Origin of the sequence: Mycobacterium heckeshornense (assembly GCF_016592155.1) — a bacterium.
Lineage (GTDB): Bacteria > Actinomycetota > Actinomycetes > Mycobacteriales > Mycobacteriaceae > Mycobacterium > Mycobacterium heckeshornense.
Map to the genome: position 1 here is coordinate 3116319 of NZ_AP024237.1, position 16337 is coordinate 3132655.

Genomic DNA, 16337 nt, shown 5'->3' on the forward strand with positions numbered 1-16337 from the left:
GACGGTACGACAAGCCGGGGCGCTTTCAGCTAGCAAGTCGTTGCCGCAGTTACTCCCGGAGGTACAGAATCAAGGCTGGCCGGCCTCCCATAAGGCCGATAGCGCCGGCAACGCCTACGTCATGGCCACCGCGACCGCGCCGGCGCTGGCCACACACATCGACGGGCCGTGCGGCACGGTGGCGGCCCCCGTCGCGGCTTTTACCACGAGACCGCACACCGCGGTCAGCAGCGGCGCGCCGAGCGCCGCCAGAAACCACACATCCACACCGAAGCAACCCGTCAGCGCGCCCAGGCCGGTGGCCAGCTTGACGTCGCCGGCGCCCATCGCCGCCGGCGCCGCCAGGTGCACCAGCAGATACACGCCGCCCAGCGCCGCCGCGCCGGCCAGCGCCGGTCCTCCTTGTCCACCGGTCAGCGCGGCAAGCACGATGACGCCCGCGCCGGGCAGCGTCAGCGTGTTGGGCAGTCGCCGCTGCCGAACGTCGTAGAGGCTCAGCGCGGCCAGCCACACCAGCACTACGCCTGCGACCGTGATCCGCATGGGCGGCAGGCTAACCCAACGCCGCAGCCATGGCTTCTCGCGGTGCGGGCAGCCCTGTGAATTGTTCGACTTGGGCAAACGCCTGGTGCAGCAGCATCTGCAGCCCGCCGACCACCCGGCCACCGGCCGCGGCCACCGCCACGGCCAGCGGGGTGGGCCACGGGTCGTAGACGACGTCAAGCAGCACCGGGACATTTGCCAGCGCCTCGGCGTAACGCGCCGCCACATCGGCGGGAATCGTGCTGACCAGCACGGAAGCGCCCGCTGCTGCCCCGGACAGCGCCGGGCTGTCCAGCTCGCAGAACCGGGTCGGCACACCGAGCCGAACACCCAGGTCCACCAGCCGCGCCGCCTTGTCCGGGTTGCGTGCGACCACGGTCAGGCCGTCGGCGCCCAGCTGCGCCAACGCCGCCACCACCGCCGGGGCGGTGCCACCCGATCCGACCACCACCGCGTGCCCGCTCACCGCACCGAGCGCGCCCGTCACACCGTCGATGTCGGTGTTGTCGGCGCGCCAGCCGGCCGGTGTGCGCACCAGGGTGTTGGCTGAACCGACCAACTCCGCACGGTCGGTGCGTTCGTCGGCGAATGCCAGCGCGGCGAACTTGCCGGGCATCGTCACCGAAAAGCCCACCCATTCGGGCCCGCAGCCGCCGACCAGGCGAGGCAGCTCGTCGGCGCCGCATTCGATGCGCTCGTAGGTCCAGTCGTACAGGCCCAGCGCGCGGTATGCGGCCAGGTGCAGCTGCGGGGACCGGGAATGCGCGACCGGCGAGCCGAGGATCGCCGCTTTTCTACCGCGCGGAGTCGAGCACACCGTTGTGCCTGGCCAGCTCGATGTTCGCCAGGTGTTGCTGGTAGTCGCGGGTGAACAGGGTGGTGCCCTGCGAGTCGATGGTGACGAAGTACAGCCAGTCGCCGGGTTCGGGATGTTCGGCCGCGCGCAGCGCATCCTCGCCGGGCGAACAGATCGGCGTGGCCGGCACCCCATCCGACACATAGGTGTTCCACGGGGTGGGCTGCGCCCGGTCGGCGTCGGTGGTGGCCACCTCACGACGGTCCAGCGGATAGTTCACCGTCGAATCGAACTCGAGCGTGCGGTGCTCACGCAGGCGGTTGTAGATGACCTGGGCGACCTTCGGGAAATCCTCCGGCTTGGATTCGCGCTGCACCAGCGACGCCACCACCAGCACGTCGTAGGGCGACAGGCTCAGCGAGGTGGCGGTGTCGAGCAGATCCGAGCGAACGTACATCTCGGCGCTGGCGTTGATCAGCGTCGACAAGATCGACTCGGCGGAGCCCGACGGGTTGACGTTGAAGGTGCCCGGCGCGATCAGGCCCTCGATGCGCCGGTGGTCGTTGCCCATCGCGGTGACGGGCTCGGTCGCCCATTGCGGCACCGAAAGCGCCGTGGGCGGATGAGCCTGGGCGGCCGCGTTGCGCAGGTCGGACACCGACACGCAGTGCACGGTGCCGTCGAGGTCCACGCAGGTGGCGCGCGAGATCAGCGTGAGAATCCCCGGCGTCACCGCGTTGGTTTTCATGTCGGTGGTGTCGTCGAGCTGACGTCCCTCGGGGATGACCAGCTTGCCCACCCGGTTGTGCGGGTCGGCGAGGCGCTGCACCGCGGACTTGGCCGGGATCTCGGTGCGCATCCGGTAATAGCCCGGCTGGATCGCCGAGATCGCGCTGTTGCCGTGCGCGGCGTCGACGAAGGCCCGCACGGTGCGAACCACGCCGTGGTTGAACAGCGTCTCACCGACCGCGGTCGTCGAATCTCCGTCGTGGACCTGGATGACGATGTCGCGCTTGCCGCTGCCGGTGTAGTCGTTGTCGGAGCCGAACACGGTGTGCCACAACCGGGAACCCACGAAGACGGCGGCCACGACGACCACGACGAGCAGGCTGACCGCCAGCCCGCCGAAGAGGCGCCTGCGGCGACGATTGCGCCGGGCGCGGATGCGCTCGGCGCGGGTCCGATGACGCCGGTGCGGCCCGACCGCGCCGGCAGTTGGTGGCGACCCGCGGCGCCCGGCTTCGCCGCGCTGGGTGCCCTCAGCCACCGCCACCCTCCCGGTCCAGCGTGGCACGGCGCTGGTCGAGCCAGTCTTGCAGGATCGCCACCGCCGCAGCCTGGTCGATGACCGCGCGCTGGTTTTTGGCACGGACCCCGGCGGCGCGCAGCGAACGCTGCGCGCTCACCGTGGTCAGTCGCTCGTCGGCCAGTCGCACCGGGACGGGCGCGATCCGGCGGGCCAGCGCGTCGGCCAGCCCGATCGCGTCGCGGGCCGCCGCACCGGTGCGGTCGGCCAGGGTTCGCGGAAGCCCCACGATCACCTCCACGGCGCCCAGCTCGGCAGCGAGTCGGGCCAGCCGGCGCAGATGCGCGCCGGAGCGGTCGCGCCGGATGGTCTCCACCGGCGTGGCCAGGATCCCATCAGGGTCGCTGCCGGACACCCCGATACGCACGCTGCCGACGTCGATGCCCAGCCGCCGGCCCGGGCCGGGGTCGTCCCTGCCGGGCCGATCGGGCAGCCGGTGCTCTGTCGACGCCACTTAGCCGACCCGCGCTATCTCTGCACGCACCGCGTCGAGTGCAGCGTCGATGCCGGACGGGTTTTTGCCCGACCCCTGGGCGAGGTCGGGTTTGCCCCCGCCGCGGCCGTCGACGACCGCCGACAGCGACCTGACCAGGTCGTCGGCGCGGATGCCGAGATCCTGGGCCGCGGAGTTCGTCGCCACGACATACGGGACGGTGTTGCCGTCGCCGGCGGCGATCAGCGCGACCACCGCGGCCTCAGTGCCGAGCTTGCCGCGGATGTCGCCGGCCAGCGCACGCAGGTCGGCGGCCGTCATCTCGCCGGACATCCGCTGCGCCACCACACGCACGTTACCGATGCGCTCCGCCCCGGCCGCAGCGTTGGCCGCCGCCGCCCGTGCCGTGGCCAGCCGCATGCGTTCGAGCTCCTTTTCGGCGGCCTTGAGCCGCTCCACGAGGTTGGCCACCCGGGCCGGCACCTCCTCCGACGGCACCTTCAGCGTCGCGGCCAGCCCGGCCATCAGCGCACGCTCCTTGGCGAGGTGCCGGAAGGATTCCAGCCCGACGTAGGCCTCCACCCGGCGCACCCCGGAGCCGACCGATGACTCGCCGAGAATCGTCACGGGGCCGATCTGCGCCGAGTTGTGCACATGCGTGCCGCCGCAGAGCTCCAGCGAGAATGGCCCGCCGATCTCGACGACCCGCACGATCTCCGGGTAGCGCTCGCCGAACAGCGCCAGCGCGCCCATTGCCTTGGCCTTGTCGAGCTGTTCGGTAAACGTGTGCACCTCGTAGTCGGCCTGCACCGCCTGGTTGGTGACTTCTTCGACTTGGCCAAGCTGCTGCTGGGTGAGCGGGCCCTGCCAGTTGAAGTCGAAGCGCAGATACCCCGGCCGGTTCAGCGATCCGGCCTGAACGGCGTTGGGCCCCAAGACTTGTCGCAGCGCAGCATGCACCATGTGGGTGCCCGAGTGGCCCTGGGTGGCGCCTTTGCGCCAGTCGGGGTCGACCGCGGCGACGACGGTGTCGCCTTCCACGAATTCACCGGACTCCACGTTGACGCGGTGCACCCACAGGGTGTGTGCGATCTTCTGCACATCGGTGACGGCCGCCCTGGCGCTTTCGCTGGCGCCGGTTCCGGTGATGCTGCCAGCGTCGGCGAGCTGCCCCCCGGACTCGGCGTAGAGCGGGGTGCGGTCCAGCACGAGTTCGACGCGGTGCGCGCCATCGGTGCCGTGCGACACCACCGGAACCCTTCTGCCGTCGACGAAGATTCCTAAAATCGTTGCCTCAGAGGTTAATTCGTCAAAGCCGGTGAACTCGGTGGGCCCGGCGTCGACCAGTTCGCGGTAGGCGGAGAGGTCGGCGTGCGCGTGTTTGCGCGCCGCGGCGTCGGCCTGGGCGCGGCGGCGCTGCTCGGCCATCAGCTCGCGGAAGCCGGCCTCGTCGACTTGCAGGCCGGCTTCGGCGGCCATCTCCAGCGTGAGGTCGATCGGGAACCCGTAGGTGTCGTGCAGGGTGAAAGCATCCGCACCGGACAGCACGGTCGAGCCGGAGGCCTTGGTGGCGCCGGCCACCTCCTCGAACAGCCGCGACCCGGACGTCAGCGTGCGGTTGAACGCGGTCTCCTCGGCGACCGCGATGCGGTGGATGCGCTCGAAGTCGCTGACCAGCTCGGGATACGACGGGCCCATCGCGTCGCGCACGCATGCCATCAGCTCGCCGACGATCGGGCCCTCGATGCCCAGCAGTTTGGCCGAGCGGATCACCCGGCGCAGCAGCCGCCGCAACACGTAGCCGCGCCCGTCATTGCCGGGGCTGACCCCGTCGCCGATCAGGATCGCCGCGGTGCGGCTGTGGTCGGCGATGACGCGGTAGCGCACGTCGTCGTCGTGGTTGCCGACGTGATAAGGACGCGCGGCCAGGGTGGCCACTTTTTCTATGACGGGCCGCAGCAGGTCGGTCTCATAGACGTTGGGCACGCCCTGCAGCACGCACGCGACCCGCTCCACACCCATGCCGGTGTCGATGTTCTTGCGCGGCAACGAGCCGATGATCTCGAACTCGTCCTTGGTGCCCTCGCCGCGCTCGCTTTCCATGAACACCAGGTTCCACAGCTCGATGTAGCGGTCCTCGCTGACCACCGGACCGCCTTCCGGGCCGAATTCCGGCCCGCGGTCGTAGTAGATCTCCGACGACGGCCCGCACGGGCCGGGGATGCCCATCGACCAGAAGTTGTCGCCCATGCCCCGGCGCTGGATGCGCTCCGGCGGCAGCCCCGCCACCTCCTGCCACAGCTGAGCAGCCTCGTCGTCCTCGAGATAGACCGTGGCCCAAATCTTTTCAGGCTCTAACCCGTATCCCCCGTCTTCGACGGGATTGGTCAGCAGCTTCCAGGCCAGCTCGATCGCGCCGCGCTTGAAGTAGTCGCCGAACGAGAAATTGCCGGCCATCTGGAAAAACGTGTTGTGCCGGGTGGTGACACCGACCTCGTCGATATCGGGTGTGCGGATGCATTTTTGGATGCTGGTGGCGGTCGGATATGGCGGTGTGCGCTGACCCAGGAAGTACGGCACGAACTGGACCATGCCCGCGTTGACGAACAGCAAGTTGGGGTCGTCGAGGATCACCGAGGCGCTCGGCACCTCGGTATGGCCCGCCTTCACGAAGTGATCAAGAAACCGCTTCCTGATCTCGTGTGTCCGCACTGTTCCGCTTCCTTTTGCCACCACTGCGCGGCCTCATTTTCGACCGCATTACCCTACCGGGCCGGTTACCCGTGCTGAACGGCCAACGAACCGTGGCGCCCCGCGGTGCCGCAAACCGTCAACCGTCGACAAAGCTCAGCCGTACCTTCCGCCGCGGGTTGTCCCGGTTGAGGTCGACCAGGACCACGCTTTGCCAGGTGCCCAGCAGCGGCGCGCCGCCCTGCACCGGCACCGTCACCGAGGGGGCGACGATCGCGGGCAGCACGTGGTCGGCGCCGTGGCCTCGGGATCCGTGTGCGTGCCGGTAGCGGTCGTCCCGGGGCAGCAACCGCTCCAGGGTGTCGACGAGGTCGTCGTCGGACCCCGAGCCGGTTTCGATGATCGCCACACCCGCCGTCGCGTGCGGGACGAACACGTTGCATAGGCCATCCCGGTGGCCACCGCAAAACGAGCGCACCGCGCCGGTGAGATCGACGATCCGGCGACGCGCGGTGTCCACTTCCAGCACACTGGTATCCACGAGTCCCAGCCTACGAGCCGGGCGGACCCAGCTGCCAATCCCCGGCAAACCCATTGCCACGCTTCGTCGATGGGAGGAGAGTAAGACGGGCACCGGTGGCGCCACCGGGGCGCCACCACCGGATGGGTGAGGGGGTGGATCGTGTACGCACGCTCTACCACTATCCAGGCGCAACCCTCGTCAGTCGACGCCGGGATTGCGCATATTCGCGACGAGGTGATGCCCGCCCTGCAGGCCATCGACGGATGCGTCGGGGTGTCACTGTTGGTCGACCGGCAGTCCGGCAGATGTATCGCCACCAGCGCGTGGGAAAGCGACGAGGCGATGCACGCGAGCGCCGAGCGGATCCAGCCGATCCGCGACCGGGCGGCGCAGATCTTCGGAGGCCCCGCCACGGTCGAGGAGTGGGAGATCGCGACCCTGCACCGCGACCATCGCTCGCGTGAGGGTGCATGCGCGCGGGTGACCTGGGTAAAGGGCGATCCGGCCCGGATGGATCAAAACGTCGAATACTACAAGTCGGCCGTGCTGCCCGATCTGGAGAACCTCGAGGGTTTCTGCAGCGCCAGCCTTTTGATCAACCGCGCATCGGGGCGAGCGGTATCGTGCGCGACCTTCGACAGCCGCGACGCGATGGAGCGCAACAGGGAGCAGTCGATGTCGCTGAAGCGGGCCAAGATCAAAGAAGCGGGCGTTGAGGAGCTCGACGAGTGCGAGTTCGAGCTGGCGCTCGCCCATCTACGGGTGCCTGAGCTGGTCTGACCGACGCTAACGCGTAGCGCGACCGAACCGCGCCAGCGGATGTCGGCCGGCCAGGATTTCGTGCGCCAATTCCCGGCAAACCCATTGCGGGGGTTACCCGGCCGGTGAAAAGTAGGCAGTGGACCGGTGGCGCCGCCGGGGCGCCGCCCTGACGGGTGAGGGGGTCGACGGTGTACGCGCGCTCTACGACGATTGAGGCCCAACCATCGTTGATCGACGCGGGGATCGCGCATGTCCGCGACGAAGTGATGCCCGCTTTGGAACAAGTCGACGGGTGCGTCGGGGTGTCGCTGCTGGTCGATCGGGAGTCCGGCCGCTGCATCGCGACCAGCGCATGGGAGACCCAGGAGGCGATGCGGGCCAGCGCCGACCGGGTGCGGCCGGTGCGCGACCGGGCCGCTCAGGCCTTCGGGGGCAAACCGACCGTTGATGAATGGGAGATCGCGGTATTGCACCGCGACCACCGCTCGGGTCCGGGCGCCTGCGTGCGAGCGACCTGGCTCACGGTGCGGCCCGACCAGTTCGATCGCGCCATCGAGTTCTACCGGCAGTCGGTGTTACCCGACGTCGAAAGGCTCGAGGGGTTCTGCAGCGCCAGCCTGATGCTCGACCGCACCTCCTGGCGCGCCGTGGTGTCGTCGACCTTTGACAGCCTGGACACCATGCAGCGCAACCGGGACCGGGCCCGCTCGATCCGCACCAACGGGCTTCGTGACCTGGGCGCCGACCAGCTCGACGTCGGCGAGTTCGAACTCGCGATCGCCCACCTGCGGGTGCCCGAGTTGGTCTAAGGCAAAGAGTCGCCGGGAAATCCGCGGCAGGGGTGTACTTCGAACGTGAAGACCCCGGCTTGCACGCCGGGATCTTCGGTCATCGCCGCGGTGGTCTGCTCGACGGTGCCGGCGAACACCCCGACACCGCACAGCTCGGAGCCGTCGGTCACGGGCAGCACCACCGGCATGATGCCCTCGTGGCGCAGCCCGAAGTTGCGCCGGCCATGCTCCCAGATGATCGCCGGAGTGTCGTCACCGCCAAAGTTTGGGCCCCGCTTAAGGATGACGACGCTGTACGGCTTGGCGGTCGGCAGCAGTTCGTTCATCTCGTCGTCGGTGAACGTCTTCATGACCGCCCTTCCCCTTGCCCGCGGATGATTGCCCGCAGCCGCTGCAGCCGGCCGCCGATTTCGCGTTCCTTACCGTGCCCGGTGGGGTGGTAATAGTCCACGCCGACCAGTTCGTCGGGCGGATACTGTTGCGCGACAACACCACCGGGGTCGTCGTGGGAGTAGCGATACCCGACCGCGTTGCCCAGCGCCGCCGCGCCCGAATAGTGGCCGTCGCGCAGGTGGGCCGGCACCAGCCCGGCCTTGCCGGCGTGAACATCGGCCAGCGCGGCGCCCAGCGCGGTGGTCACCGCGTTGGACTTGGGCGCGGTGGCTAGGTGCACGGTGGCGTGCGCCAGCGTCAGCTGGGCCTCTGGCATGCCGATCAGCTGCACGGTGTGCGCGGCGGCCACCGCGGTCTGCAGGGCGGTGGGATCGGCCATCCCGATGTCCTCGCTGGCCAGGATCATCAGCCGGCGGGCGATGAACCGCGGATCTTCGCCGGCGATCAGCATCCGCGCCAAGTAGTGCAGCGCGGCGTCGACGTCGGAGCCGCGCACCGACTTGATGAACGCGCTGATCACGTCGTAGTGCTGGTCGCCGTCGCGGTCGTAGCGGACTGCGGCTTTGTCCAGGGATTTCTCGACGGCCTCGACGGTGACCGGGTTGGCGGCCTCCGCGGCCACCTCCAGTGCGGTCAGCGCGCGGCGCGCGTCGCCGGCCGCCAGCCGCACCAATAACTCGACGGCGTCGGGGTCGACGGGCACCCGCCCGGCCAGTCCGCGCGGATCGTCGATCGCGCGCCGCACCACCGCGCGCACGTCGTCGGCGGCCAGCGGGCGCAGCTGCAGGATCAGCGACCGCGACAGCAGCGGCGCGACGACCGAAAACGACGGGTTCTCCGTGGTCGCGGCCACCAGCAGCACGACCCGGTTCTCCACCGCCGACAGCAGCGCGTCCTGCTGGGTTTTGGAGAACCGGTGCACCTCGTCGATGAACAGCACGGTCTGTTCGCCGTGGGCGGCGGCTTTCCGAGCGATGTCGATGACCGCACGGACCTCCTTGACGCCGGCCGACAGCGCCGACAGCGCCTCGAAGCGGCGCCCGGTCGCCTGGGAGATCAGCGCGGCCAGCGTCGTTTTGCCGCTGCCCGGTGGCCCGTAGAGGATGACCGACGCGACCCCGGAGCCCTCGATCAGGCGGCGCAGCGGCGACCCGGGTTGCAGCAGATGGTCCTGCCCGACCAGCTCGTCGATGGTGGCCGGGCGCATCCGTACCGCCAGCGGAGCCGCGGCCCAAACCGCGGGGTCGCGGTCGCTCAGGCTGGGCGTACCGGGCAGGTCGAAGAGACCGTCGGACACCGTCTCAGGTTAACCACCGGCGGCGTCGCCGGGGCTGGGCTTTTGCGCGCCGGCTCCCGATGAACGGAACCGGGCATCAGCGGTCCGCGGCGGCGGGTGATGATCAACGGGTGACCAACCTTGCCGGGTACGGTCCGTGGGCGGTGATCGCCGGCGGATCAGAAGGCGTCGGCGCCGAATTCGCTCGGCAGCTCGCCGCCGCTGGGCTGAACCTGGTGCTGGTGGCGCGCAAACCGGGCCCGCTGGAGACCACCGCGAACGACTGCCGCGGGCGCGGCGTGCGGGTGCGCACGCTCGCACTGGATCTGGTGCAGCCCGGTGCGGTCAGCGAAATCATCACGGCGACAGGCGATCTCGAAGTCGGATTGCTGATTTACAACGCCGGGGCCAACACCTGCAGTGAGCAGTTCCTCGACGGCGACCTGGCCGATTTCCAGCGGGTCATCGACCTCAACATCACCGCGATGCTGGCGCTGGTCGCGCATTACGGCCGCCCGATGCGAACGCGGCGGCGCGGCGGCATTCTGCTCGTCGGCTCGATGGCCGGATACCTCGGGTCGATGCGGCACAGCGTGTACGGCGGGGTGAAGGCGTTCGGTCGCATCTTCGCCGAAAGCCTGTGGCTCGAACTGCGCGACCACAACGTGCACGTGCTCGAACTGGTACTAGGCGTCACCCGCACACCGGCGATGCAGCGGGCCGGGCTGAACTTCGACGTGCCCGGACTGCGGGTCGCCGACCCCGGCGACGTCGCCCGTGAAGGCCTCGAGCAGTTGCCACACGGCCCGGTGTATGTCGCCGGCGGTAACGCCGAGGACGCGGCGCGCCGCAACCACCCGGACCGGGCGAACGTCGTGCTTAGCACCCACCGGGTGATGCAGCAGCTGCTGGGAGCCGATTAAGACGCTGACCGAGTAGGAGTCACGATGACCGACGATCGCCTTACCGAACTCGAGCGACGCTTGCAGACAATCGAAGACGAACGCGCGATCGAGCGAATGATCGCGTCCTACGGTCCGTTGGTCGACGCGGGTCAATCCGCGGCGGCGGCCCGATTGTGGGCTGCCGACGGCGTTTACGATGTCGAAGGCTGGGTGATGAACAACCGCGACGACGTTGCGGCGATGGTTGCCTCCGATGCGCATCAGGGTTTGATCGGCCGGGGCGCCGCGCACTTTCTGGGCCCGGCCGTGGTCAGCGTTGCCGGCGACAAGGCCGTCGCGGTGTGCGAATCGCTGCTGGTGGTGCACCGCGACGACGGATACACGGTGTGGCGGGCCGGTGCCAACCACTTTGAGTTGCGACGCATCGATCACCGCTGGCAGATCACCGCCCGCGTGACCCGGCCGTTGGACGGGCGCGCGCAGGCGCGGGAGCTGCTCGCCGCCGGCGTGGCCGGGAGTCCGCGGTGAGCGGGACGCTGGCAGGCAAGGCCGCCGTGGTAACCGGAGCGGGGGCCGGCATCGGGGAAGGCATCGCCCGCCGCTTCGCCGCAGAAGGCGCCCGCGTCGTGGTAGCCGAAATCGACGCGGCCGCAGGCCAAGCCGTCGCACGCGACATCGGCGGGGTGTTCGTCGGTACCGATGTCGCCAACCGCTCCGACGTCGAAAACGCCGTGCAGACAGCGCTTTTTGAATACGGGTCGATCGACATTGTCGTCAACAACGCCTGGGGTGGCGGCAAGATCGGCCGAGTCGAGAACAAGACCGACGAGCAACTGGCGCACGGCATCGCGGTGGGCTACTACGGCCCATACTGGGCGATGCGAGCCGCGTTTCCCCACATGAAGGCGCGGGGCTGGGGCCGCGTGATCAACATGTGCAGCCTCAACGGCGTCAACGCCCACATGGGAACACTGGAATACAACGCCGCCAAGGAAGCGCTTCGCGCGCTGACCCGCACCGCCGCACGCGAATGGGCACCCACCGGCGTCACCGTCAACGCGATCTGCCCGGCGGCGAAGAGCCAAGCGTTCTTTCAGGCCATCGGGCAATACCCGCAGCTGGAGGCGATGGCCGATGCGGCCAACCCGATGGGCCGGCTCGGCGACCCGTACGACGACATCGCGCCGGTCGCGGTGTTTCTGGCCAGCGAAGGCTGCCGATACCTGACCGGAAACACTTTGTTCGTCGACGGCGGCAGCCACATCAACGGCGTCGCGTGGGCGCCCGACCTCGACGCGGACTAACGCCGGTCGGTCACCCGGCGCGGGTCACCTCGTCGATGACGGTGTGGATGAAACCCATCTTGTCCAGCACCGCGGCCGGCAGCACGAACGGGTAGAGGTCGTCGCGTCCCATCGAGCGGTTGACCATGTTCAGCGACCACGACAGCGGCAGCCACATTTCGATGATTTTCCGGAAAGCGCTGGGCCCCAAGGGCGGACGCTCGAACGTGGCTGCCGCCGGGGCAAGCCCGCAGGACGCCGAGGTGTCGAGGGCGTCGCGAATGTGCAAATAGTGGGCGAAGGTTTCGGCCCAATCCTCGCTGGGGTGCATGGTGGCATACGACGACACGAACCGCTCCTCCCAGCCGCCGGGCGCGCCCTCGCGGTAATGCCGCTCCAGCGCGGCCTGGTAGTCGGTGTCGGGGTCGCCGAACAGCTCGCGAAACCGGGCCAGGTAATCCGGTGACGGGTCGATCAGCCGGTAGAAGTAGTAGTGGCCGATCTCGTGGCGGAAGTGCCCGAGCAGGGTGCGGTAAGGCTCGCCCATCTCGACGCGCAGCTGCTCGCGGTGCACGTCGTCACCCTCGGCCAAATCCAGGGTGATGACGCCGTTGTGGTGTCCGGTCAGCACCTGCTGGTGTTCGCTGGAGAGCAGGTCGAACGCCAGCCCGTGGTCGGGGTCGCGGTCGCGTCCGATGATCGGCAGCTTCAGCTCGTAGAGCTCGGCAATCAGCCGTCGTTTGGCCCGCTCGGCGCGCGCAAAGGCGGCCAGCGCCTTGGTGTCGGAGTCGTTGGGCCGACAACGGGTCAGCTCGCAGGACGCACAAAGCCCACCCGCCTTGATGGGCACCAACCAATTGCATTCCGCCAGATGCATATTGGCGCACAGCTGGTATTCGGTTGCGCTCACGGTGCCAGCGTGACCGCGCTGGGAGCCGTCGGTGATCACCAGCAACGCCATGTCGGTGAGCGAAAAACCCAGCGCGGAACCGCACGACAAACACACCGAGTTCTCGAACGTCAAGCGCTGACCACAGATGGGGCACACGAAGTCACGCATGCAACAGCCCCCCGGCGCAGGGCACCACGTCGACGGCGACGTCGATCTCGCTGTTTTCGGAGTTGGTGTAAATGATGCCGCGGAGCGGCGGCACATCGGCATAGTCGCGACCCTGGCCGACCACGATGTAACGTTCGTCGACCAGCTGGTTGTTGGTGGGATCCATTCCCAGCCAACGGTTTTCCGGTGTCCACACTTCCACCCAGGCGTGGGTGGCGTCGATACCGACCATTCGCTCCTTGCCCGGCGGCGGGTCGGTGGCCAGATAACCCGACACATAGCGCGCGGCCAGCCCGTTGGCCCGCAGACAAGCGATCGCCAGCCGGGTGAAGTCCTGGCAGACCCCCTCGCGCGCCACCAGCATCTCGTGGACCCCGGTGGACACCGTCGTCGAGCCGGAGCGGTAGGTGAAGTCGGCCTGGATGCGCGACGCCAGGTCGCCCAGCACGTCGATCAGCGGGCGCCGCGGAGCGAAGCTCGAGGCGGCATAGTCGCGTACCTCGTCGGTGATCTCCGGCGGATCCAGGTCGAGGGTGAACTCGATGGCCAGTGCGCCGCCGGGCCCCGCGGGGCGGGCGTCCTCCCACGGGGCCCGCGCCGGTCCGCTGCGGTACAGCTCGGCAGGCGGCGGATCGACTTCGACGACCGAGTCGCTGGTGACGGTCAGGATCCGGTGCGCCTCGGTGACGTGGAAATAGGAGCTGATGTTGCCGTAGACGTCAGGGCTGAGGGAACTGTCGGCCGGTGGCGGCTCGATCCGCAATCCGTGGGACAGGCAACGCTGCCCGGGCAGATCGCGGGGGGTGAGAAAACCGCGCCCATAGGAGCTGGTGACCACGTCGGAGTAGCGGTATTCGGTGCGGTGAGTGACGCGGTAGCGGCGTGGGCCCTGAGGAGACGTCACGGCACCATCCGGCGGACAGGCCAAGACAACGGGTGCATCGCCCCGGGCAGCGAGAGCTGGGTGGCGGTGATGATGCCGGACAGGTCGCGCAGCCCGCTGTGCACAGCGTCGAGCAAGTCGGTCAGCTGGATGCGCTCTCCCGCGGCGTTGACGTCCTCCAGGTCGGCCGGGTCCAGGCGGCGCAGCCGGGTGCCGAGCTCTTCGACCAGCCGCTCAGCCCGCGACGAGCCCGACGCCCCGGGCAATGCTTTCAGGTTCGCCCGCAGCCGCTCCAGCTGGTACACCAGCGACCGCGGGTTTTCCGCCTCGACCAGCACCAGATCGGCCACAGCGGCCACACTAACGGCGCCCAGGTTGCGCCGAAGATAGATCACCGACGACTCGCAGGCCACCAACACCGACTCGACGATCAGCTGTTCGGCGGCGCCGCTGCGCGCACTGCCCAGCGTGGCGCGCAGCAGCGCGGTGAGAAACAGGCCGCGCTCGATCCGTTTGCCGATGTCGGTCATGGTCCAGTCGACGTCGCGCACCATCGACTCGGCGGCCACCCCCGACAGAGCCAGCATCCCCGCCAGGGTCAGGGCGTGCGTGGAGGCCAGCGCGGTGTCGTCTTCGGGTTCGCCGTTGGGGCGCTGGGCGGCCAGCTGGGCCAGTGCGCGTTCCACCCCGCCGAGCACCATCCACGTGTCGTTGGACATCTGGTCGCGCACCGCCCGCGCGGACAGCCCGAGCCGTTCGACCGACTGGGCCAGCGATCCGGAGCGTTGCCGGTCGACGGTCAGCGACCACAGTGTGCGCGGTGTGGTGTCCACGCCCGCGACGTCGGCACCGGCGGCCCCGGTGATCTGCTGCAGCGCGGCCAGCAGCACCGACACGCATTCGCGCCCTTCGGCGTCGGGCTGGGAGCGGTAGTCGTGGTAGCGGTCGCGGGTGATGCTCAGCAGCCGGGCCATGCTTTCGGCGCGTTCGCCGTAGCGGCCCAGCCAGAACAGGTCGGACAGCACCCGCGGTGAGCTGATGCCGCGGGTGCCGGCCGGCGTCGGCGTGGGCCGCTCAGGCGGCGGCGCGGTCACCGTCAGCTCCGCCTGCGCCCGCACCGGCGGCCGCACCCAGACATCTTTGGCAGCAACAGTTTTCAATAGATATGCGTCGTTGCCGGGGGCCAGCACGTAGCCCAGACCGCCCACCATCGGCGCGTAGCCGCCACGCTGGGACACGGTGAAAAGCCGCAGCCCGACGCTGGCTGCCGCCATCTGATCGGTGGGCGCCGAAGAGAACTGCGGCAGCTCCTGCCCGACCCACTGCCACGGTGTCGCTTCGATGCGCGCGGCCAGCGTGTCGCGCTGCTGCGACGACAGCGCGGGCCCGACGATAGGCCGCCCGCCGGTAGCCGGCTTGATCAGCAGCGACGACAGGTTGGCCAGCAGGTGCGAGCGCTCGGCGTCGATACCACCCCAATACAGCGGCGCGGTCTGCAGCTGCGGGGTTTCGCCGAGCAGCTGCTCGGCCAGCTCGGGCACAAACCGCAGCAGCCCGGGACTTTCCAGGACGCCGCTGCCCAGCGTGTTGACCACCGTCACCGCGCCGCGCCGCTGCACCTCGACCAGGCCGACCACCCCCAGCCGAGAGTCCGAACGCAGATCCAGCGGATCGGCGTAGTCGGCGTCGACCCGGCGCAACACCACGTCGACGCGTTTGAGCGTGCCCAGCGACCGCATCCACAGCGTGCCGTCCCGGACCACCAGGTCGGCGCTTTCCACCAGCGGAAAGCCCAGCACCGAGGCCAGGTAGGCCTGGTCGAATGCGGTCTCGGAGTGGATGCCCGGGCTGAGCACGACCACGACCGGGTCCTCGGCGGTCTCGGGCGCGGCCTCGATCAGCGCCAGCCGCAGTGCCTGGGCGAACGGTGCGGTCGGACGCGGGCCGAACCGCTCGTAGAGGTCGGGTGCGGCGTGCGCGATGACTCGACGGTCGGCCAGCGCGTAGCCGGCGCCCGACGGTGCCTGCGTCCAGTCGGCGTTGACGAGAAAATCCCCGGATCGGTCCCGGCTGACGTCGCAGCCGTGCAGGAACAGCTGGTGGCGGCCGGGTATTTCGATTCCCCGCGCGGCCCGCACGTAACCGGGATGCGCGAACAGCAGCTGCGGCGGCAGTACCCCGCTGGTGATGGCCCGCTGCGGCCCGTACAGGTCGACCAGGATCGCGTCGAGCAGCCGACTGCGTTGGACCACACCGGCTTCCAGCGTGGCCCAGTCGTCGGGCGAGATCAGCAGCGGCAGGCCATCCAGGCGCCAGGGCTGGGGCGCGGCGGAGCCAGACCCGGCGGTGTCGTGGTGGTCGATCGCGATGTAGGTGATGCCGTCGTGGTCGACCAGGGCGCTGACCGCCGCACGCAGCCGCTGCAAACCGGCGCGTCCCCGCATCCGAACGACCTCGGCGAGCTCCGACCAGCCGGCGCGGATGTCGCCGGTGGGGTCGACGAACTCGTCGTACCCGGTCGCCCCGAACGCCGACCGGTCTGCGCGCAGGTCGAACAGGGCGTCCTGGGTGCGCGCCGCGCGGTAGCCGGCCACCAACCGGTCACGGTCGGGTGACGTCGGCCTGGCATCGGGCGACGCTTCTCGCGGCAACGACACCGCCGCACCTCCTGCCCTCTCGGCCCGCGCTGCTG

General features: G+C 69.4%; 16 protein-coding genes. 5 read left to right on the forward strand and 11 right to left on the reverse strand.

Translation table 11 applies throughout. The features are described from left to right. Positions 1–114: 114 nt before the first annotated feature. The 6 genes from MHEC_RS14830 to MHEC_RS14850 form a co-directional block, all read right to left on the reverse strand. Positions 115–543, reverse strand: a complete 429-nt coding sequence (locus tag MHEC_RS14830) for a prepilin peptidase (protein ID WP_048892159.1) — start codon at positions 541–543, stop codon at positions 115–117. A 10-nt stretch (positions 544–553) separates the two neighbouring features. After that, positions 554–1360 (reverse strand): shikimate dehydrogenase, encoded by an 807-nt coding sequence (locus MHEC_RS14835; RefSeq protein ID WP_048892160.1) that lies wholly within the window; start codon positions 1358–1360, stop codon positions 554–556. Then, positions 1338–2504, reverse strand: coding sequence for an endolytic transglycosylase MltG (gene mltG / locus MHEC_RS24435; RefSeq protein WP_235434831.1), 1167 nt, complete (start codon positions 2502–2504; stop codon positions 1338–1340). Before mltG ends, MHEC_RS14835 begins: the two co-directional genes overlap by 23 nt. A 94-nt stretch (positions 2505–2598) precedes the next feature. Further along, positions 2599–3099 carry a Holliday junction resolvase RuvX gene (gene ruvX / locus MHEC_RS14840; protein WP_048892161.1) on the reverse strand — a complete coding sequence of 167 codons (501 nt, stop codon included), beginning with the start codon at positions 3097–3099 and terminating at the stop codon, positions 2599–2601. After that, a complete protein-coding gene (alaS, locus tag MHEC_RS14845) occupies positions 3100–5790 on the reverse strand; it encodes an alanine--tRNA ligase (protein ID WP_048892223.1) in 2691 nt (896 codons plus the stop codon). 118 nt (positions 5791–5908) lie between these two features. After that, the gene (locus tag MHEC_RS14850) at positions 5909–6298 is read right to left on the reverse strand and encodes a secondary thiamine-phosphate synthase enzyme YjbQ (RefSeq protein WP_172442157.1); all 390 of its coding nucleotides are present in this window, start codon (positions 6296–6298) and stop codon (positions 5909–5911) included. Between the two features lie 153 nt (positions 6299–6451). Here MHEC_RS14850 and MHEC_RS14855 point away from each other — a divergent pair, with 153 nt between their 5' ends. Both MHEC_RS14855 and MHEC_RS14860 read left to right on the forward strand, forming a co-directional pair. Beyond that, a complete protein-coding gene (locus MHEC_RS14855) occupies positions 6452–7072 on the forward strand; it encodes an antibiotic biosynthesis monooxygenase (protein ID WP_048892162.1) in 621 nt (206 codons plus the stop codon). Between the two features lie 170 nt (positions 7073–7242). Beyond that, on the forward strand, positions 7243–7863 hold the full coding sequence (locus tag MHEC_RS14860) for an antibiotic biosynthesis monooxygenase (protein WP_048892163.1): 621 nt from the start codon (positions 7243–7245) through the stop codon (positions 7861–7863). On the opposite strand, the gene MHEC_RS14865 is transcribed toward MHEC_RS14860, so the two are convergent. Both MHEC_RS14865 and MHEC_RS14870 read right to left on the reverse strand, forming a co-directional pair. After that, complete coding sequence (locus tag MHEC_RS14865; protein ID WP_048892164.1) at positions 7860–8195, reverse strand: hypothetical protein; 336 nt, start codon at positions 8193–8195, stop codon at positions 7860–7862. The two genes, MHEC_RS14860 and MHEC_RS14865, sit on opposite strands and share 4 nt — an antisense overlap. After that, positions 8192–9535 (reverse strand): replication-associated recombination protein A, encoded by a 1344-nt coding sequence (locus tag MHEC_RS14870; RefSeq protein WP_048892165.1) that lies wholly within the window; start codon positions 9533–9535, stop codon positions 8192–8194. Before MHEC_RS14870 ends, MHEC_RS14865 begins: the two co-directional genes overlap by 4 nt. Before the next feature lie 110 nt (positions 9536–9645). Here MHEC_RS14870 and MHEC_RS14875 point away from each other — a divergent pair, with 110 nt between their 5' ends. The 3 genes from MHEC_RS14875 to MHEC_RS14885 are packed head-to-tail and all read left to right on the forward strand — an operon-like array spanning position 9646 to position 11723. Then, positions 9646–10437: an SDR family NAD(P)-dependent oxidoreductase gene (locus tag MHEC_RS14875; protein ID WP_048892225.1), complete on the forward strand. Its 792-nt coding sequence runs from the start codon at positions 9646–9648 to the stop codon at positions 10435–10437. A 24-nt stretch (positions 10438–10461) separates the two neighbouring features. Next, positions 10462–10947 (forward strand): nuclear transport factor 2 family protein, encoded by a 486-nt coding sequence (locus MHEC_RS14880; RefSeq protein WP_048892166.1) that lies wholly within the window; start codon positions 10462–10464, stop codon positions 10945–10947. Further along, the gene (locus tag MHEC_RS14885; protein ID WP_048892167.1) at positions 10944–11723 is read left to right on the forward strand and encodes an SDR family NAD(P)-dependent oxidoreductase; all 780 of its coding nucleotides are present in this window, start codon (positions 10944–10946) and stop codon (positions 11721–11723) included. Before MHEC_RS14880 ends, MHEC_RS14885 begins: the two co-directional genes overlap by 4 nt. A gap of 10 nt (positions 11724–11733) precedes the next feature. Here MHEC_RS14885 and MHEC_RS14890 read toward each other — a convergent pair whose 3' ends face one another. Genes MHEC_RS14890 through MHEC_RS14900 form a run of 3 tightly spaced genes read right to left on the reverse strand, consistent with a single transcriptional unit; the run spans position 11734 to position 16302 of the window. Further along, a complete protein-coding gene (locus MHEC_RS14890) occupies positions 11734–12762 on the reverse strand; it encodes a zinc-binding metallopeptidase family protein (protein ID WP_048892168.1) in 1029 nt (342 codons plus the stop codon). After that, positions 12755–13666, reverse strand: coding sequence for a transglutaminase family protein (locus MHEC_RS14895; protein WP_372507365.1), 912 nt, complete (start codon positions 13664–13666; stop codon positions 12755–12757). Before MHEC_RS14895 ends, MHEC_RS14890 begins: the two co-directional genes overlap by 8 nt. Next, positions 13663–16302 (reverse strand): circularly permuted type 2 ATP-grasp protein, encoded by a 2640-nt coding sequence (locus MHEC_RS14900; protein WP_048892170.1) that lies wholly within the window; start codon positions 16300–16302, stop codon positions 13663–13665. Before MHEC_RS14900 ends, MHEC_RS14895 begins: the two co-directional genes overlap by 4 nt. Positions 16303–16337 lie beyond the last annotated feature (35 nt).